This is a genomic window from Flavobacterium sp. 38 (genome assembly GCF_057799715.1).
On record NZ_JBYNWZ010000001.1, the window covers coordinates 323,592 to 344,115 of the forward strand.

The 20,524-nt window shown below is 34.0% G+C and carries 12 protein-coding genes; 4 read left to right on the forward strand and 8 right to left on the reverse strand.

Going from position 1 to position 20,524, the window contains the following annotated elements; all coding sequences use genetic code 11:
* Positions 1-48: 48 nt before the first annotated feature.
* The 5 genes from AC3E9W_RS01415 to AC3E9W_RS01435 form a co-directional block, all read right to left on the reverse strand.
* Positions 49-747 carry a response regulator gene (locus tag AC3E9W_RS01415; RefSeq protein ID WP_488766431.1) on the reverse strand — a complete coding sequence of 233 codons (699 nt, stop codon included), beginning with the start codon at positions 745-747 and terminating at the stop codon, positions 49-51.
* Positions 737-2,791, reverse strand: coding sequence for a tetratricopeptide repeat-containing sensor histidine kinase (locus AC3E9W_RS01420; RefSeq protein ID WP_488766432.1), 2,055 nt, complete (start codon positions 2,789-2,791; stop codon positions 737-739). The genes AC3E9W_RS01415 and AC3E9W_RS01420 overlap by 11 nt, the downstream gene beginning before the upstream one ends.
* A gap of 99 nt (positions 2,792-2,890) precedes the next feature.
* Positions 2,891-3,130 carry a hypothetical protein gene (locus tag AC3E9W_RS01425; protein ID WP_306153660.1) on the reverse strand — a complete coding sequence of 80 codons (240 nt, stop codon included), beginning with the start codon at positions 3,128-3,130 and terminating at the stop codon, positions 2,891-2,893.
* A 177-nt stretch (positions 3,131-3,307) separates the two neighbouring features.
* Positions 3,308-4,117, reverse strand: a complete 810-nt coding sequence (locus AC3E9W_RS01430) for a LytR/AlgR family response regulator transcription factor (protein WP_488766434.1) — start codon at positions 4,115-4,117, stop codon at positions 3,308-3,310.
* 266 nt (positions 4,118-4,383) lie between these two features.
* Positions 4,384-5,925 (reverse strand): glycine--tRNA ligase, encoded by a 1,542-nt coding sequence (locus tag AC3E9W_RS01435; RefSeq protein WP_306153664.1) that lies wholly within the window; start codon positions 5,923-5,925, stop codon positions 4,384-4,386.
* A gap of 98 nt (positions 5,926-6,023) precedes the next feature.
* Here AC3E9W_RS01435 and AC3E9W_RS01440 point away from each other — a divergent pair, with 98 nt between their 5' ends.
* The gene (locus AC3E9W_RS01440) at positions 6,024-6,704 is read left to right on the forward strand and encodes a ComF family protein (RefSeq protein ID WP_488766435.1); all 681 of its coding nucleotides are present in this window, start codon (positions 6,024-6,026) and stop codon (positions 6,702-6,704) included.
* 19 nt (positions 6,705-6,723) lie between these two features.
* Here AC3E9W_RS01440 and AC3E9W_RS01445 read toward each other — a convergent pair whose 3' ends face one another.
* Positions 6,724-9,396 (reverse strand): zinc-dependent metalloprotease, encoded by a 2,673-nt coding sequence (locus AC3E9W_RS01445; RefSeq protein ID WP_488766437.1) that lies wholly within the window; start codon positions 9,394-9,396, stop codon positions 6,724-6,726.
* Positions 9,397-9,588: 192 nt separating this feature from the next.
* Here AC3E9W_RS01445 and AC3E9W_RS01450 point away from each other — a divergent pair, with 192 nt between their 5' ends.
* The 3 genes from AC3E9W_RS01450 (at position 9,589) to AC3E9W_RS01460 (ending at position 12,102) form a co-directional block, all read left to right on the forward strand.
* Entirely contained in the window at positions 9,589-10,536 is a 948-nt protein-coding gene (locus AC3E9W_RS01450; protein WP_456894547.1) for a bifunctional riboflavin kinase/FAD synthetase, read from the forward strand.
* 98 nt (positions 10,537-10,634) lie between these two features.
* A complete protein-coding gene (locus tag AC3E9W_RS01455) occupies positions 10,635-11,072 on the forward strand; it encodes a hypothetical protein (protein ID WP_306153671.1) in 438 nt (145 codons plus the stop codon).
* 163 nt (positions 11,073-11,235) lie between these two features.
* Positions 11,236-12,102 (forward strand): cupin-like domain-containing protein, encoded by an 867-nt coding sequence (locus AC3E9W_RS01460; protein ID WP_488766439.1) that lies wholly within the window; start codon positions 11,236-11,238, stop codon positions 12,100-12,102.
* Positions 12,103-12,147: 45 nt separating this feature from the next.
* On the opposite strand, the gene AC3E9W_RS01465 is transcribed toward AC3E9W_RS01460, so the two are convergent.
* Both AC3E9W_RS01465 and AC3E9W_RS01470 read right to left on the reverse strand, forming a co-directional pair.
* Positions 12,148-16,083, reverse strand: a complete 3,936-nt coding sequence (locus tag AC3E9W_RS01465; protein WP_488766440.1) for a DUF8693 domain-containing protein — start codon at positions 16,081-16,083, stop codon at positions 12,148-12,150.
* A 439-nt stretch (positions 16,084-16,522) separates the two neighbouring features.
* The gene (locus AC3E9W_RS01470) at positions 16,523-20,377 is read right to left on the reverse strand and encodes a DUF8693 domain-containing protein (RefSeq protein ID WP_488766441.1); all 3,855 of its coding nucleotides are present in this window, start codon (positions 20,375-20,377) and stop codon (positions 16,523-16,525) included.
* Positions 20,378-20,524: the final 147 nt, after the last annotated feature.

Genomic DNA, 20,524 nt, shown 5'->3' on the forward strand with positions numbered 1-20,524 from the left:
TGGCTCAACCAACATTGGAATTTGGAATTTTTTATTTGAAATTTATATTTAAAAAAGTCCCTTACTTTTTGCTTCTTTAATCAAATCCAGATCAGAATCGTTTTTGATTTTTAATAATTCTTTCAAATGTTTTTTTCGTTTTTCGATGGCATTCAAAGAAATCGGAATGTTTTGCAACATTTCCTCAATTGAAGCTCCTTTTCCTAAATGAATCAAAATCTGCTTATCATATTGATCAATTTCGATTGCATTATGAGTGGTTTGATTGAGCATTTTTACAACCGACTGGCTGTAATATTTTTCATTTTTCATTACTTTATCAAAAGCCAAAAGCAATTCGTCAAAAGTAAGATCGTTTTTTATGATCAAACCGTTGGGCTGAATTGTCCTGATGATGGTTTTAATTTTGAGTAATTCGGTATACATCGTCAAGAGAATAATCTTGCACGAAGGCATTTTTTTCAAAAGCAATTTTGCCAGATCTTCGCCCGAAAAAATCTCTTTTTCTTCATAAGGAGGCATGCTGATATCTAAAAAAGCAATATCAAAATGAGGAGTGTTGACATCTTCAATTATATCATAACCTGACTTGCAATCATGCGCCTGAGAAATTAAAAACTCATATTGTTTTGGATTATAACGGGTTATAGCATTTTTATATCCTTCAATAATAAACGGATGATCGTCTACTATTAGAATATTCTTTTTTATAAGTGGCGGAACTGAGGCGGTTAAATCAAATGTCATTATGCAGGTTATTATTTGGGTCTATTGGGATTTTTATAATTAGGATTGTTCCTTCTCCTGGAGCAGATTTTATCGTAACTATACCCTTACATTCTTTCGCTCTATATTCAATATTATGCAAACCAATTCCGTTTTTGGTTTTACTGGTATTGAATCCAATTCCGTCATCTTCGATAGTTAAAACCAGATTATCATCTTCTTTTTGAAATTGCACCTTAATAATATCTGCCTTCGCATATTTATTACAGTTTTGAAGCCCTTCCTGAACAATTCTATACAGATTGATTTTGTTAATATTACTTATCAAATCCCATTTAATTTCAGGATGAAAAACGGTAATTAATTTCGAACTATACGTATTTCGCTGATCTTCAAACAGTTTATTTAAAATCGAAACAAAATTATTAATTAATTCTGATTTTTCTCTATTTAAATCATGCGAAATTTCTCGAATATCCTGCTCCACATTTTTGAGTTCGTTCAGGTATTTTTTTCTTTTCAAACTCGCTTCGGCTTCATCTAATTTATCCAAACTATCCAAACTTATCCTAATACCGAACATTCGTCCCAAAACTCCATCATGCAATTCTTGCGCAACATTTTTCTTTTCCTTTATTCGCGTAAGCTCAATTTCATTTTGTTGTGAAATCATCAAATTGTAGATATCTTCATTTGCAATCTGCTGCTGCTGTTTAAAAAGTAGCTCACGGTTTTTGGCTTGCTGGGTTTTATAAACATAAAAAAACAGCCCGAGCAATGTACAAATACTAAATACATAAACCAAAGTTTTATTTTTTTCCTGAAGATTGGAGTTTTGGTCTTTTATTTCGTTGGTTTCGTACTCGATACGGGAGAATTTCTCTCCCATTTTGCGTTCTGCTTTTAGCATTTTATCATTAATCTTGATATACTCTTTTGAATAAATTAAAGCGTTTTTGGGATCAACAGCAGCAGTTTGCTTAAGAGCATCTAATGTATTTGCTAATTTATCTGTACGCCTAGATAGGCTTAAAGCTTCTTTTGAAAATTGAATTGCTCTTGAAGTATCTTTTTTAAAAGCATAATATTCTGATAGATGTATTTTATTCAATACAACACCCGATTTTAATCCTAAACTATCTCTAATCTTTAAGGCGTCATAAAACAATTTTGGCAACCCTTTAGATTCTTTTAGTTTAAATTTTGAGTAAGCCAAATTATCTAATACAATAGCATACAAAGTCGTATTTTCTTCATACAAATTTTTTTGCTCTATACTTTTCTGAAAATACAGTTTAGCTTTATTATAATTATGCATCCTCAAGTAGACAAATCCAATATTATTTAATGATGTTGACTTTAGCTGATAATCTGCAGGAATCGAATTATCCGATAAAATATTCAATGCTAATTCATGAAAATCAAGAGCTTTATCAAACTCTTCTTGTTCATTATAAAGTATTCCTAATAAGTTGTAACAATCATAAAGTTGATTATTTACATTTTTTTCTTTCTTTAGAATCCGTAGAGCTTTAAAAACGCTTATTTCACTTTCAAAGTAATCTCCTTCATTATATTGCAGGTTTCCTTTGCTTACAAAAGTTTTAGCTAGATTTAGTTTATCATTAATTTGTAGATAAATTTTTTCTGCTTTAAAATAATTTAGGAAAGCACTGTCTGAGATTGATTTACTTTCATAATAATCCCCCAAATAACTATAGGCTTTTGCCATGTGCAAAGAATCTTTCGATTTTTTTGCTCTCTCTAAAATTAATTTTGTTGTTTCTTTATAAGACTTCCAGTCATTCATATTATAATATCGATTGGCAATTTTAAAAAGGTTCACTTTATTAAGTGAATCGTCTTTTTGCCTTATTATAATAAGAAATGCTTTTTGATTATATCGCTGCTTATATTTAAATGGAAGACTAATATCATTTGCTAATGATAGATAAGAAGACAGGCTATCTTTTGATAAATGCAAATCCTTATTTCCTTCGATTTTCTTGGTACAGCCAAAAAAAACAATAGATAAAAAGAATAATATTAAGTGCTTACTTTTCAATAGCTTTTTGGAGTTTCACCAAAAATACTAAAACTATTGACGAAAAAAAAAGGCTGCCAATAAATTGAACAGCCTTTCCTTAATATTTTGATTTTCTAATTAGTCTACTTTTACAGTAACTCTTGTAAATTGACGATCTGCGTTAAAACTGTTTGCGACGTTTTTTGATTGAGCAAACTCATCACCTTTACGTCTACCACTTGTACCGTGGCCAGTTCCATCTGTATCAAAAATATCTATACCTTTATCTGTTGAAGAATTAGTTGCTGTAGGATTTGCAAAAGAAGTTGCTACTGCTACTAAAGAAAATAATCCGAATGTTAAAGCTGTCTTTTTCATGATCTGAGGGTTTTAATGTTTTGTTTTAATTTTTGGAGATGACTCGCTGTTTGCTTGCGAATCAGAGTGTAAAACTAACACCAGGATCAAAAAAAATTTATACGAAAAATTGAGTTTGTGGTAGATCGTACCCAATTGATAGTCAATGGATAGCAAATTAATGTAACCGTCTAATTTTTAGACTTCTAGGTAATTTCCTGCAGAAAAATCGGCAATAATTTGCTCGACATTTGATCTGTAAGTTTTAGAAAAAGGAATCTTTTTCGTGGAGTTTTTTATGTAACAGGTTGAGTTTCCGCTATGAATTCTTGAAATGTAATTTCTATTGATTACATAACTGTTGTGAATACGGATAAAAGGATACGTTAAAACACTCTCAAAATGCTTTAACGTTTTAAATGCCGTAATCATTTCACCGGTATTTAAATAAATATCTGTCGAGTTATTATCGGCTTGAAAATAACAAATATCTTCAGCATTTAAATACCGATAATCTCCATACGATTTTATACAGATCGTTAATGGTTTCTGGATGTTTTGAGGAATTGTTCCCCTCTCAATTGTAATAGTTGCAGGTTCTTCTCTAAACGGAGCTATTTGAGTCTCTAAATTGGCTCTGTTAAGTTTTAAAACTGATTTTAAGAAATCATTTTGCGCAACTGGCTTTAAAAGGTAATCGAAAACGCCATATTGAATAGCATCAAAAGCTTTTTCTTTTTCTTTTGTGGTTACAATAATTTTAGGAATCTGATGCAAAAATCGATGAAGTTCGCTAATAAAAGTCAAAGACAAATGACTTGATAAATTATTAGGCTCGATTTCGAGAAAAATTAGATCGGGTTTATGTTCTAAAACCAAGTCTAAACCGTCCTGAAAATTTGATGCCGATCCTGCAAAAGATAATTCTGAAAAACCTGAAGCAGCTGTTTGGGTTTTCAAAATACTCTCAGCGTCATCATCAATTATAATATACGAATGCTTTTTCAATTTCGGTTCTATTGGTTTTCTCACTACGCAATCATAATCAAAAAATAGTTTTTAATTGATGTTAATGAAGAAAAAATTTGATCTTGGTGTAACACAAATTTAAAATTACGGATTTAAACTTTTTAAACACTTCATTGTTAACACATTAAAGCTGAATGTTGATACATAAAGATGAAATGCAAAAAAAGCCGATAAAATGCCTTTTTTAAAATAAAAATCCCAAACTCCTTAACGGAATTTGGGATCTATAGAATAAACGGTAAAGCTTACATTTTCATGAGCCAGTTTTTCATCGAAACTTCGTTTTCGATAATAGCTCTTAATTCCGTAATTTTTACACGATCTTGTTTCATTGTATCTCTATGACGAATGGTTACGGTTTCATCTTCAAGTGTTTGATGATCTACTGTAATACAGAATGGCGTTCCTAAAGCATCTGCTCTTCTGTAACGACGTCCTACAGCATCTTTTTCATCATAAGCAACATTGAAGTCCCATTTCAAGTCTTCGATGATTTTTTTAGCTACCTCTGGCAAACCGTCTTTTTTAACCAATGGTAAAACAGTCGCTTTAGTTGGCGCTAAAACTGCTGGCAATTTTAAAACCGTTCTTGTAGAACCATCTTCTAATGTTTCTTCTTGTAATGAAGTGGCAAAAACAGCCAAGAACATACGATCTAAACCAACAGAAGTTTCAACTACATAAGGAACATAGTTTTCGTTAAGTTCTGGATCAAAATATTGTAATTTTCTTCCAGAATATTCTTCGTGTGCTTTTAAGTCAAAATCGGTACGAGAGTGAATTCCTTCCAATTCTTTAAATCCGAATGGGAAATTAAATTCGATATCTGCTGCAGCATTTGCGTAGTGCGCTAATTTTTCGTGATCATGAAAACGGTAATTTTCTTTTCCTAATCCTAAAGATAAATGCCAGTTTAAACGAGTTGTTTTCCAGTGCTCGTACCATTGCATTTCTTCTCCCGGACGCACAAAAAACTGCATTTCCATTTGTTCAAACTCACGCATACGGAAAATAAATTGTCTTGCTACAATTTCATTTCTAAACGCTTTACCTGTTTGAGCAATTCCGAAAGGAACTTTCATACGGCCCGATTTCTGAACATTCAAAAAGTTAACAAAAATACCTTGAGCAGTCTCTGGACGCAAATATAAATCCATTGCATTTTCTGCAGATGCACCTAATTTTGTTCCGAACATCAAGTTAAATTGTTTTACCTCTGTCCAGTTTTTAGAACCCGTTTCAGGATCAGCAATTTCCAGTTCTTCGATCAAAGCTTTCACATCGGCTAAATCTCCAGCTCCTAAAGAACGTCCTAAACGCTCTCTGATTTCTTTTTCTTTAGCCAAATACTCAACTACACGAGCATTTGTCGTAACAAATTCCTGTTCGTTGAATGCATCGCCAAAACGAGCTTTTGCTTTTTCGATTTCTTTTTGAGCTTTCTGATGAATTTTTTCCGCATGGTCTTCAACCAAAACGTCAGCTCTATATCTCTTTTTAGAATCTTTATTATCAATTAATGGATCATTGAAAGCATCAACGTGACCAGAAGCTTTCCAAGTTGTTGGATGCATCAATATTGCAGCATCAAGGCCGACAATATTTTCGTTCATTTGAACCATTGATTTCCACCAATATTCACGGATATTCTTTTTTAATTCGACACCATTTTGTGCATAATCATATACAGCACTTAACCCGTCGTAAACTTCGCTTGACGGAAAAATAAATCCGTACTCTTTTGCGTGCGAAACCACATTCTTAAATAAATCTTCTTGTTTTGCCATAGTGATGCAAAAATATAAAAACTCCCTATATAAAAAAGAAAAATTATAAAGATTGAAGGATCGATTTTGTTATTTTTGTAAATAAAAACTTTCTTTTTGTGATTAATTACCTAATAAATTTGTTTTTCCCGAAAGTCTGCAGCGGATGCCGTGCTCTTTTACTTCAAAATGAAAATGTTTTCTGTACATCGTGCCGTCATGAAATGCCTCTGACTCAATATCATTTAGATTCAAAAAATGAAGCTGTAAAAAAGTTTTATGGCAAAGTTGATATTCAATTTGCATCGGCTTTTTTGTATTTTAATAAAAAGGGAATGGTTCAGGAATTAATCCATAATTTAAAATACAAAGGCCATCAGGAAATCGGCGTTGTACTGGGAAGCTGGTATGCCGAAGATTTAAAGGAAATTCAACTTGAAATTCCTTTTGATGCCGTAATTCCTGTTCCGCTTCATAAAAGAAAATTTAAAGAACGCGGTTATAATCAGGTTACGACTTTTGGAAAAGCAATCGCATCTGGTTTTAATATTCCTTTTGAGGAAAATATTTTAATTCGAAAGATCTATTCTAAAACACAATCTAAAAAGAATCTTTTAGGAAGATCTGAAAATATCGAAAATATTTTTGATGTAGAATTTACAGAAGCCAATCACAATAAACATTTCCTAATTGTTGACGACGTACTTACAACGGGTGCAACAATTGAGGCTTGTTCGCTAGCTTTATTAAAAATCCCTGGCGTAAAAATCAGTGTAATTTGTATGGCTATGGCGCATTAAGCTTTTAACGATTCTAGGTTTAATTTACCAATATCTTTTTTATTACTTTCTTTTGTCCATCAGTAACCGTTACAAAATAAAGACCTGAAGGTACATCTGGCAATTGAATATCTTGAATAAAATATCCTGAACCTTGGAAAGCTCTGTCATAAACATATTTTCCATTAATATCATTGACATAAACTTTAATTTCGCTTATTGAATCTCTTTCGAATTGTACCGTAAAACTTCCTTTGTTTGGATTTGGATAGGCAATAAATTCAGCATTTTCAAAATCATCGTTTCCTAAAGTATAGGTTTTGTTACAGATATTTACTGAAGCAGAATTTATGGTCCCTAATGCTCCCACCTTATCATCGTAAACTCTAAAAGTCCAAGTTCCTTGAGAATTTTCTCCATTAAAAGCACTTAAGGCTGTTGACGGAATCACAATTTGACTTGTAGTCGTATTGCAGTTTAAAGCAGATCCGCTATCGTCAAATTGTAAAGCAAAAGTCGAACTTGTATTATCACAATTTTTATTAAATAAAGTTACAACTGTCCCGAGCGGACTAATAATCTGCATTGTCAAATCTGAAAATCTCGCATGCGTCACATTTACCGAAACATTAACATCTGAAATAGATCCGGTAGAAGCTGGCACAGCAACTGTTTTGTTAACGTTTGCGCCATCACCCGTCGAATACCCGCCGCCAAAACTATAGGAAGAACAAGATGTAGAAACCGTATATCCCACAGCAAATGGAATACTATTTAGAGCATAATAAATATTTCCAACTGGTTCTATTAAAAGTCTGCAATTTGTAGAAACCTCAACATCCGACGGAACTAATATTGTTTCTGTTCCATCATTTGGAGTATTAGCTGCCAAAACAATTGGAAATGTCGTTCCTCCGTCAATAGATAATTTTATATTCACATTTGATGATCCTGGAAGTGTGTTTGTATTGTTGACACTCCAAGTTATTGTTTGTGCAGATCCTTGTGCCCATCCAATATTATCTTCTTTTTGCGAAGTTACTGCAAATGGTCCCGCAGAAGCACTTACTGTGACAACCATTGCATCTGTACTAGTTTGTGCTTTTCCTGAAGCTGCATTATCACGTCCTGTAAGGGTAAAATTCATTGTTTTTGCAATAGAAGAAACAGATTCCCAACTTGTAGTCAGCTGGTTATTGAGTACAGAACTTAAAGCCGGCATGTAGCGAACTGGAGAAACTGTAGGCGGAAAAGATCTAAACATTGGACCATCTGGTTTTGTTGGAGAAGCAAAACTATTTCCTGCAAAAGCCGTGGTGGCACTATCGTATTGTTCCCAAGTATAAGTTATTGAATTTCCTTCAGGATCAGAACCTGTTCCTGTTAATACAAATGGCGTACTAATTGGAATTGTATAATCTGAACCCGCATCAATAACTGGCGGATTATTATCAGCAATTGGGGTTGACACCGGACAAGTTTTTCCCGCTAAATTATTCTGTATCTGACTAATACTCGCATAAGAAAAATAGTCATCAGAATGATCTTGAACATTATAGCCTTTTGTTACTCCGGCATATCCCATAATGGTTGAGCCGCTTCCTGGTTCGTAACATGTTCCCATTCCTTCATTTGCATACGAAAAAGTATGCGATCCGCCGAGCTGATGCCCCATTTCGTGAGCAACAAAATCAATATCAAAATTATCGCCTTCTGGTTTTGCATCTGCTGGAGAAGTAAACGCACTACCTTTTCCGACAGGATCATTGGCAGTTGGGCTCACACATACGCAACCAATACAGCTTGCATTTCCTCCGCCTCCAGAACCTCCAAACAAATGACCAATATCATAATTGGCCTCACCAATAACATTGGTTAATGTAGTTTGAACTTGTTTTGGCCAAGTTCCTCCATCGACAGCTCCTTGTGAAGGAACAGAATAAGGATCTGCAGCCGCATCAGTATAAATAACATCGGTGTTATTAGCGATTAAAACTACTCTTACAGCAAGGTCTCTTTCAAAAATACCGTTTACACGAGTCAAAGTCGCGTTCATTCCTGCTAAAGCCCCCGATTTTGTTCCACCAAAATAAGCTGTATATTCTCCTGTACAGGATAATGCCAGTCGAAGCGTTTTGAATTGTTTGGCATTAGAAGTCGTTTTTGCTGTTGTTGACAATTTACTTTCAGCCAATAAATCAATAGTTTTACAATCTAAAAATTTTCTTGTCTCTGCGTTGTCTTGTGCTTTAAACAAAACGTATTCCGATTTATTATCAGGATTTTGTTCAATATATTCTGTTGGTTTTGCTGTTCTAAAAACCATTGTCTGCATTCCGATCGGCGCAACGCTAAAATGGATTATAGCATTTTTATCATCTATTCCACGGCCTTCATAAGCTTTGATTTCTGGATATTTTGCCTGTAATTCCGGATCAAAATTCGAAGATTCCCAAACTGAAAAACGTTCTAAATTTCCATCAGTATTTGGAATCGTAATTTCTGAAACTGCATTTTTTGCTGTTTTATTGGACGCTGAAACCAGCTTAGAATTAAGAAGATTGGTGTTTAATTTAAAATATAATTTGCCCGAGCTTACCCCATCTGCTTTTCGCGAAAGCGATGAAGAAGTTACTTTTTGCCACAAAACATCCTGTGCATTCACATTGGCAAAACAAAAAATTAAAAATATACAAAGTAGTTGTTTTTTCATCTTCTTAAAATATAATATCAAAATTACTTCAATTAATTTGAAATCATATTATCTATACGACAATTATTGCTTTTTAATCGACGAGTTGGCTTATTTACACAAAAAAATCTGTTATACGTTAAAATTCGATTTGGCATAGTATTAAATTTAAAAGAGAATAGTATAAATTTGCAGCATCTTAAATAATTTGTTTTGAAGCTCTTTCATTCTATAAACGATTTTCAGTCAACCAAGAAAACAATCTTAACTCTTGGTACCTTTGATGGTGTGCATATTGGTCATAAAAAAATTCTAGATCGAATTACGCAACATACTGAAAATGGGAAATACGAAAGTTTGGTTCTGACCTTTTTTCCGCATCCGCGAATGGTTCTTCAAGAAAAGTCGGAGATACGATTGCTGAATACCATTAGTGAAAAAATAAAACTTTTGGAAGCTACTGGAATTGAGAATTTAATTGTTCATCCTTTCAATGAAAGTTTCTCAAGATTAACCGCAGAAGAATTTGTTCGTACTATTTTGGTGGAAAAATTCCAGATTCAAAAAATTATTATAGGACACGATCATCGTTTTGGCCGCAATAGAACTGCAAATATTGATGATCTGATTGCTTTTGGACTCGAATACGGATTTGAAGTAGAGCAGATTTCTGCTGAAGAAATCCAAGATGTTTCGGTTAGTTCAACCAAAATTAGAAAAGCTTTAAATGAAGGCAACATGGCACTTGCCAACGAATATTTAGGTTACAACTATTTCTTGAACGGAACTATCGTAAAAGGAAAACAGCTCGGAAGAACAATTGGTTTTCCTACCGCAAATATTCACATTGAAGAAGATTATAAACTAATCCCAAAAATTGGCGTTTATGTTGTTAAAGCAACTGTAAACGGTGAAACTGTTTTTGGCATGATGAATATTGGTTTCAATCCGACTGTTAATGGCGAAAAACAAACCATTGAAGTGCATTTGTTTAATTTTGACAAAGACATTTACGATCAAAATATTGAGGTTTCGTTACTGCATTACATTCGCGAAGAGCAAAAATTCAGTTCAGTAGACGCATTAAAAGAACAGCTTAATCAAGATAAAATTGAATCTTTGGCTTTTATAAATTCGTCCTTAAAAAACCAAACCGCATAGTTTTTACCGTTTTTAAATCATCGTAGTTATTTTTTTAGTAAATTTGATAGACCACTGTTTTTCAATTATTTACTATTAACTTCTAAAAAATAACCACTATGAAATTACCTAAAGAAATTACCAACGGTTTTTTGATTTTCCTCGGAATTGGCATTTATTTTTTATTAATGAATGTACTAGGTTTAGCAGATTTGTTTTATTTGAGAACACTCAACGTTTTCATTATATTCTACGGTGTTAATAGGACCATGCAGATGAATTTTCATGAGGGAGAAACCGATTTTCTATCAAACGCTATTTCTGCAATGACAACTTCTGTGGTTGGTGTATGTATGAGTGTTTTTGGTTTATTGGTTTACAGTTACGCCCGAGGCGGAGATGCGTATGTAAGAGGTCTCTCTGAAACTTTTATGTTCGGCGGAAATCCATCAGTTCCAACTTACTGTATTTGCCTATTATTTGAAGGTCTTGCCTCTTCTGTAATTGTTACTTTGATGATGATGCTGTATTGGAACAACAAATATGCAGCCGATTAACTTTAAAAATTCTTATAATAAATTTTAAAGAAATACTTTTCTAAATAATGCTTTTTGAGCATCGATCCGATCAATTTTTTAGTCGAAAGAGAACTAAAATCTCGAGAAATATTTTTAAATTGCTTATAGCAGAGAGTTATAAGCAATTTTTTTATTTATAAAAATGAAGTTAAAACAAATTGAAAGGGTAAAAAAAATCTCAAGAGAAGATTTTGTTTCCCAATATGTAAAAAAACAAATTCCTGTTGTTATTGAAGAATTGACCGAAGACTGGCCAGCTTATAGCAAATGGAAATTATCTTATATGAAAGAAATAGCAGGAGACTCGGTCGTTCCCTTGTACGATGATAGACCTGTAAATCATGAAGACGGGTTTAACGAGGCGCACACTACAATGAAAATGAGTGATTATATCGACTTATTGGAAGAAAAGCCTACCAATTACCGTATATTTCTTTACAATTTAATGAAAGAAGTTCCTTCATTAAAGAATGACTTCTTATGGCCCGATATTGGCTTAAAACTAGTCAAGCAAATGCCGATGTTATTTTTTGGAGGAGAAAATTCGAAAGTTTTTATGCATTATGATATTGACTATTCTAATATTCTTCATTTTCATTTTCATGGAGAAAAACAATGTATGATTTTCCCGCCAAGTCAGTCAAAATTTATGTACAAGGTACCTCATGCCTTAATTTCAAGAGAAGACATTGATTTTGATAATCCGGATTATGAAAAATTCCCAGCACTCAAAAATGTTGAAGGGTATATTACCAATCTAAAACACGGCGAAATGCTTTATATGCCTGAGGGATATTGGCATTATATGAAATATCTAACGCCTGGATTTTCGATGAGCTTAAGATCGTTTCCAAAAAACATTGTCAATTTATCTAAAGCAGCATACAATGTTTTTATCATGCGCCATTTTGATATTATGATGCGAAAAATTCAAGGCCAGAAATGGATCGATTATAAAAACGAAAAGGCAATTACCAATACGCACCAAAATTTACAGCGTAGTGCTTAAATGATAAAAGCGGTTGAATTTTAAATTCTCAACCGCTTTTTTATTTTATTGAAATACTATTTTTTTCGTTATCGTTCTCCCGCTATCCAGAGTTACTTTAACTAACAAAACTTGCGGCCCCGATTGGAAATTTGTCACAATCCATTCCCGATTTCCAATTTCCTTTTTACGATATAGCAATTTTCCTCCCGTATCATAAATTGCCGCTTCTTCAAGATTTTCCTGCTCCGAAATAGATTGCAGTTTAATGTTTTTGTCTTTCACAGAAACAAAGATTTTCTGATCTTGATTTTCAAAATCCTCATTCCCTAATGTTTTATCGTCATCTGAACTTGTATATCGCAATACAAACCGATTAAGAAATGTTCCTGGCGCCGTAGTAAAAGTATAACCTCCTGTTTTTAAGTTATGAATGGTATTTGTCAGATTGTCTTGCAGATAAATATTCTGATTACTTAAATCTCCGTCGGCATGGTCTATTGCAATGGTAAAATTACCTTCTGGAATCGTAGACTTATATCCTAACGGAATGGTGTCTGTTACAACAAAAGGCACTGCACGTCCTTGAATAACCAACTTTTCTCCATCATTAATACTATAAAAATCAACATAGGGGTTTGCATCCATTGTCACTGCATCATAATTATTATCCCAAGAGTTAGTTGCTCCAGTTACATAACCAATAAGCAATTGTTTAAAAGCTTTCTCAGTATTTGTAAAATTTAACCACACACGATGTTTTTCTATGGCTGTAGTGGTCGAAGATTTATAAAACTGGCTATTTAGATTAGGCACACGCATTGAATTGGTAAAAACAACACTCTCTCCAGTTATTGATGTAGCGAAAAAGGCCTGCCCAGCGGCAATATATCCTGCAGGTATGGATTGATTCCCAGGATTTGTTGCTGGAGTACCTTCCATTTCACCTACTTCTATATTCCCCGATAAGTTATAATAAGCAAAATCTCCACTGCTATAAGTAAAAGTATTAGTCCCTGGAATTAGAGTAGGAGCACTATTGTGTGTCCAAAACTGAAGGGTTCCATAAATGCGACCTGAATTATCAGAAATGAATTTATCTGCATAAATTGCAGAAGGATATGGGTTTCCTAAAAAGGTGAGTTTTTCGGGAGCTCCTAGTGGTCCTAAAATAGTTCCATTATTTGGAACACCTTTAAATTCTCCCCCGAATATCTGAGTTGAGTTTAAATCGTAGAATTGAGGTGCTCTAATACTATATCCATTCCCTTTTACCATTTCTTCTGCTCCATTACTAATGAGCATCCATTCCTCCGTTACCGAATTGAATTTATGAAATTTGTCCCAAAGTGTATTAGGCGATAAATCATATAATGTAAATGCTGGCTGACGGGTAACAGGCGAAGACCAATACGTGACATCATAACGTCTTACTGGAGTTGTATTTCTTTTATAAATAATATTTCCTGAGTTTACCACATCTTCAATTTGAACTAAGCTTGAATTATTTTCAAAAATCAGAACTCCATTACCAAGTACATTTACTTCATTTGTTACGGTTATAGTATTAGTTCCATTTACAATTAAAGATCCATTGTTTTGAATCGTTAACCTACTGGCAAAAAAACTTGCGTTTGTACCAGAAATAACTGGATCAACACCAACGTCTGGAATGTCTATACAATCTGTAGCAATTGGAACTCCTGTAGGTGTCCAATTGGCAGGATTTCCCCAATTGGCGTTAGCACTACCATTCCATACTTTTGTAACAGAAGCATTTATTGTAATTTGTGTTCCTAGCGATTCACAGCCTGTTGCACTATTTTTCACTTGCACATTGTAAAGTCCAGAAGATAAACCAATAAATATTCCTGTAGAGTTACTAAAATCTACTCCATCTATACTGTAAGTATATCCAGTACCAGAAGCTGGTGAAGTAACCGTAATAATTCCTGTATTGTTTACACAAGTTGGCTGTTGAGTCGCTGAAGCTGTTGGTGCAACTGGAAGCGGGTTAACTGTTATTGCAAAATTATTACTTGCCGAAATACAGCCATTTGTATTTTTCACCGTTAGGATTCCTGCATAAGTTCCTGCAGCTGTTCCAAGCGGAATTGGAATATTGATTGAACCTACTGGTAGAGGAGCATCTGCAACCGCAGTAAAATTATTCGCAGGCGATGCATTCCAAATTATGCTGTAGGTTGTTGGCGAATTTGTCGCTCCACTATATGGCAATGTCACACTTTGAGGATTTGCGCTTGTACAAACTGCTGTAGCCGATCCTAATGTTATTGATGGTAATGAATTGACTGTTACTGTAAAATTAGTGGCAGTAGAAACACAGCTATTTGCATTGCTTACAGTTAACGTTCCCGTATAAGTTCCAGCTGCCGTTCCCCCTGGAACTGAAATACTAATTGAACCTGCCTGCAAAGGAGTATTTGCAACTGGAGCCAAACTATTAGAAGGCGATGCATTCCATGTTATGCTGTAGGTTGTGGGTGAATTTGTTGCTCCGCTATATGGCAATGTTACACTTTGAACATTTGCACTTGTGCAAACCGATGTAGCCGTCCCCAAAGTTATAGTCGGCAAAGGATTAACCGTTACAAAAAAATTACTTGAAGCCGAAACACAGCCTATCGCATTTCTTACTGTTAATGTTCCCGTATATGTTCCCGCTGCTGTTCCCCCTGGAACTGCAATACTGATTGAACCTGCCTGCAAAGGAGCATTTGCAACTGGAGCCAAACTATTAGAAGGCGATGCATTCCATGTTATGCTGTAATTCGTCGGTGAATTTGTTACTCCACTATATGGCAATGTTACGCTTTGAACATTTGGACTTGTACAGACCGATGTCGCTGTCCCCAAACTAATTGTTGGCTGTCCACTGACTGTAATATCTACAAAATTATTTGAAGAAATTGTAGAAGGACAATCCAAAGATTTTAGAGACGTTACCGTTATTCTACTTGTTCCTGCTGTATTAAGTCCCGTTGCAGTAAAACTTCCTGTTCCTGCTGAAGAAACGGTCATTATTGCTGTTAAACCAGTCGCTAATGGAATACTTGTATTATAAGTTACTGTGTAAGTACCCGCCGGCAGAGTTGTTGTTGTCCCTGTCAATTGTACTTGTGACGTTGTTCCAATCGACGTGCAGACATTTGCGGCCGATATTCCAGTCAAACTATACGCTTTACAAGTATAAGTAATATTAACATGCCCTCTTGCACCACTTCCTCCATTTTGAACACTTCCGGTACTTATAGCTCCAGCTCCTCCCCCTCCATACTCTCTTCCCGGATTCCCTGGTTCATTTGCACCAAGCAGACTGATAAAACCAGCTCCTCCTGCTCCTCCCATATTTGTTCCTAAATTTCCTGCATCGCCACCTTTTCCCGATGAGAGAAGTAAACCTAATAAAGCAGTATATCCTTGTCCAGAAGCTCCGCCATTTGATGTGGTGACGCTTCCAATTGCTCCTGTAGTTACAGTCACTGCAGGTGGAGTAGGTCCAGTTGCAGGGTTAGCATTACCACCTCTACCTCCAGGTGCATAAAAAACACTGTTAAACCCAGCTACATAAGATGCTTCTCCTGTTGCTCCGTTTCCAGATCCTCCTGCTGTAGCCTTTCCAACAAAAACATTTAAGGTTTGTGTATTTATACCTGTAATTATTCCTCTTGCATATGCGCCTCCAGCTCCTCCAGCTCCACTTCTTCCATATCCACCCCCAACTAAAGCACCACCTCCTGCTCCTCCCGCTCCCCAAGCTTCAACGGTAATTTCAGTAATACCTGCAGGAAGAGGAAAGGCAGGATTATTAGCCGCAACTGGATGTGTAAAGGTCTGTGCTTTTGAAGAAGTATAGAAAAATGATACGATTAAAATTAAAATGATTTTAAAACTCGAGCCCAATTTTGGCTGTTTTTCAATATAAGTTGGTGAAGTGGAAAGGCTGAAAAAATTCAGCATAGTAAGTAAATCTTTTTTCATCTTGTGGCATTTTAGTAATTGAAAATAAAATTCAAACTCAAAACAAGATTAATTGCAAAATTGCAAGACCAATAGTCATATAACAAGAACAAGTATCAGTAGAACTAAAGGAAGCAGTTTAATTTTGACAATTAACTTAAGGCAGATAAAAGATGTAATTTTTTGAATAAAACTTTTAATTGAAAAGGCTCATAGAAGAGTATTTAATCGATATAAAACGTCTTTAATCGACTAAATACAGCTACAAGGTACGATTTTGTTTACATTAAAATTCACAATGTAGTATTAAACATATAATTTTAACACCCAAAACTCATAAATTACAAAAAATAAGAAAAAACTGTTAATTTATACAAAAACACAAGTTAAAACATTAAATATCAAATAATTAAATCAAAACTTCGATGTGATATAATGGACAGTTAACATTCAATTTTTTCTAAAAAATAATCTTTCTAGTAGTAGCTTTTCCATCTTCAAAAACGACTTTTACAACTAAAACCTGATGTGAAGAGTAAAAGTTTTCGATAGCTACTTTTTTAGTTTCGAGCTTATTTTTTCTATACAGCTGATTTGCAGAAACATCAAAAATCATGACCTCTTTTATATTCTTTTTAAAAGATTCAATATTTATTATGCGATTTTTAGTAGATATCAGAATGTATTTAGAATTATCCTCAAAAGTTTTATTACCTAAAGCTTTATTAGCATAAATAATTGAAAAACGATTATTAAAAGTTCCAGCTTCAGAATCAAATCTGTATGATCCTTCTGAAAGATTATGATATTTATCCAGCAATTTATCCACTAAAAAAATATTAAATTGATTAAACAAAGTATCTTGATGATCGATTTCTATATTCAAAGTCGTTTTTAAATCTGTTTTATATCCCAAATTAATAGAGTCAGTCTCTTCTAAAGGCATCGCTCTTCCTTGGATGGCCAGTTGTTTATTTTCTACAGTACTATAAAAATCAATTTCTTGATTGGAACCGAATGACAATGCATCATAATAATCTAATGAATTGGAAGCTTCTTTGGCATAGCCCAGTAAAATCTGCTTTAGCGCACCTGTGCCATTATGGAGATTAAGCCAGAATCGTAGTTTTTCAGTATCTATTTCAGCCGATGAATCTTTACTTGGCTTAAAAAAAGCACTATTACTAGCTTTAATTCTCATACTGTTATTAAATTCTATAAAACCTTCAGAACTGCTTTCTATAAAAAATCCTTGCCCCGAAGCTATTGTTCCGTCTGGTATTGTAGTAGCGTAATCTGAATTTAAGGAAGAAGTTATTCCTATCCCGCCTAAAAGATTATATACTACGCAATCATTTGCCGAATATTTACCATTGGAAGGCGGTGTTGCATGTGTCCAAAAATATAGAGCTCCTTTTATTTTAGAAGAATTGGCTTTGATAAAAAGATCTGCATTTATTGCAGATGGGTATGGATTCCCTATCAAATAATAACCATCTTTCACTTTCAGTTCAGCTTCAATTTTTCCATTATTTGGAATTCCTTTAAAAATCCCTTCAAATACTTGACGCTCTGTAATGGAATAATTTTGCGGAGCCCTAATACAATAACCTTGTCCAGGAATCATGGTCATCGTTCCATTATAATTGGTATTCCAGCCAGTAATTGGATCTTGCCAATAATATTTATCTCCAAGAGTAAATGGAGAAAAATCAAACATTTTTTGCCCATCAACAGGCGAAGACCAATACGTCATATCATAACGAATTACTGGTTTTGTTTTTCTTATTAAATGAACAGTTCCGGTATTTATCATATCATCATCTGATTGATACAAACTTGCCGAATCTTCTAAGATTAAAGTTCCAGAACCAGTGTATGCAAATTCTATTGCTAGAGTATTGTTCTCCAATAAAGTGACAGTTTTGCCTAGATCAATGTTACATCCACAAACAGCAGTGCTAGTTAATTTCGGAAAATCTTCTTTAAAGTATACATCTTTTCCTGCTGAAGGTGGGCCATTTGTCCAAGAAACTCCATTCCATAAGGTTGTATTTACACAAAGTTTTAAACGGGCAATTCTATGTTTGGAAATACCTGCAACCGAATTAAAATTACCTCCAATGAGTAATTTATAATCCTCTGTAAATTTCATATCAAAAAGTGTATTATTTAATGGTGCAGTAAATGAATCATCAAAAGTTCCTGACGACATCAATCTAATAAGCCTTAAAGATCCTTTATTTTTATAGGTTCCTGAAAAAGTACCTGCCACCAAAATCCTATCATCGGGCTGCACCAAAACAGAACGAACATCGCCTTTGCTAAAACCTGTTCCAGAATCAAATGACGTATCAAGACTGCCGTCATTATTCAAGCGTAGAATTCTTTTTTCAGAGGTACCATCAAAACTTAAAAAAGAACCGCCTACAATAATCTTCTGATCGGATTGAAGTGCAATCGCATAGACATTTTTATCAAACCCGTTTCGAATATCAAAACTTGAATCAATACTTCCATCAGTATTTAAACGAACTAAACCTGAGAAAGGCTGTCCATTAAAATTTTTAAAATGTCCTCCCAAAAGAATTTTCCCATCCAGCTGTATTATTGCTGTATCCACAATTCCATCAGCTCCAGAACCAGTATTGAAATCATTGTCTTTGGTTCCATCTGGGAAAAGCCTAACAATTCTATTGCTATTTAAATTTGATCCGTTGTATTTTGTAAATGCTCCTGTGACAATTATTTTTTGATCGCGTTGAATCGCAAATGCATAAACCTGTAAATTAAATCCATCACCACTGTTAAAAGAATTATCTATTTCTCCATTTGGCAAAACCCTAACAATTCTGTAGCTATTTACATCATTGTATTTTGTAAAATTACCGCCAATAATGACTTTTCCATCTCCTTGTAGTACTGTTGTTTTTACTACATTATTTGCTCCAGAATTTCCAGTATTAAAAGATGTATCCATAGAACCATCTTCTAGAAGACAAATTACTTTTGAAACCAACGTTCCGTTAAATCTATTAAAATTTCCACCAACAATTGTTTTTTGATTGGGCAAAGGCAATAAGCTAAAAACGGAATTATCAAAACCAATTCCTGAAGACAAATAAGCAATATCATGTTCTCCTTCATTGCTTATTTTAGCTAATCTACCTTGATTTTGTTCGTCAAAAACAGTAAAAGTACCTCCGATAAACCAAGATCCTTCTTCATCAAATTCTAAACTTAAAACAGAAGCCGAGCCAGGTCCTGAACCAATATCAAAATCTGATTTTAGTGTCCCGTCATTATTTAGATAAACTACTCTATTAACCTCAATATTGTTATAAAAACCTGTAAAAGATCCGCCGACCATTACATCTCCTTTGGAATCCACTTTAATTATTTGTACACCTTCTTTACTAAATCCTGTTCCTGTTAAAAAACTCTCATCTTTTGTTCCATCTGCATTCAAGCGAATAAGCCGATTTGCAGAGATATTATCAAATGTTGTAAAATTACCTCCTACAACCATTTTCCTGTCTGGTTGCAATGCGATCGCATTCACATCATCATTGAAACCATTTCCAATTTTAAAAGTTGAATCTACACTTCCGTTACTATTTAAACGAGTAATCCTATTTGCTGGAATTCCGTTAAATGTGATAAAATTTCCACTAAGAATTATTTTTTCATCTGTAGTAATCTTCACATGGCTGATATTTAAAGTCGAACCAGAGCCAGTTAAAAATGAAGAATCAAGCGTCCCGTTTGGAAGCAAACGTGCCACTCGATTAACTGTAGTATTTCCATATTTGGTAAAACTTCCGACAATTATTATTTTCCCATCTGATTGCATTGCAATATCGTATACAATTCCAGTTGTTGCTCCTATTGTAGTGTTGAAAGTAGAATCATAGGACCCGTCAGGATTTAAACGGATAATTCTTCCAACATTAACCCCGTTGTAAATTGTAAAACTTCCTCCCAAGATAATTTTACCATCTGCTTGTAAATAGGATGCATAGATTTTTCCATTAAAACCACTACCTGTGTTAAAGCTTTCATCAATTATGCCATCGGGATTAAGGCACGTAATATAAGAAACTGGAAATTTATTTAACCTGAGAAAATCGCCTCCCACAATTAAATTTCCATTTTGCTGTAAAAGAAGCGTTCGTACCGCACCATTAAATCCATCTCCATTTTGTCCATCATCCAATGTGTTAAAAGTGGGATCCAATTTTCCTTGTTGTGCTAAAAGATTTGAACAAGGAACGAAAAGAAGTAAAATCAGACAATAAAGTAAATTTCTAATCAAAATAATATAATTAAAGTTAATCTTGTAAGAGTTAATTTAAAATTATAAAGTTGCACCGAAGTCTACAATACCAAGATTTAGGGATTTTTAGTCCATAAAAAAAGTCCATTCTTTAAGGAATGGACTTTTTTTCATCTTGGATTTAAT

Coding starts and splice junctions, on each gene's coding strand:
- AC3E9W_RS01435 (WP_306153664.1), bottom strand. CDS start 5,925: ATGGCAAAACAAGAAGATTTATTTAAGAATGTGGTTTCGCACGCAAAA.
- AC3E9W_RS01465 (WP_488766440.1), bottom strand. CDS start 16,083: ATGAAAAAAGATTTACTTACTATGCTGAATTTTTTCAGCCTTTCCACT.
- AC3E9W_RS01460 (WP_488766439.1), top strand. CDS start 11,236: ATGAAGTTAAAACAAATTGAAAGGGTAAAAAAAATCTCAAGAGAAGAT.
- AC3E9W_RS01425 (WP_306153660.1), bottom strand. CDS start 3,130: ATGAAAAAGACAGCTTTAACATTCGGATTATTTTCTTTAGTAGCAGTA.
- AC3E9W_RS01455 (WP_306153671.1), top strand. CDS start 10,635: ATGAAATTACCTAAAGAAATTACCAACGGTTTTTTGATTTTCCTCGGA.
- AC3E9W_RS01445 (WP_488766437.1), bottom strand. CDS start 9,396: ATGAAAAAACAACTACTTTGTATATTTTTAATTTTTTGTTTTGCCAAT.
- AC3E9W_RS01415 (WP_488766431.1), bottom strand. CDS start 747: ATGACATTTGATTTAACCGCCTCAGTTCCGCCACTTATAAAAAAGAAT.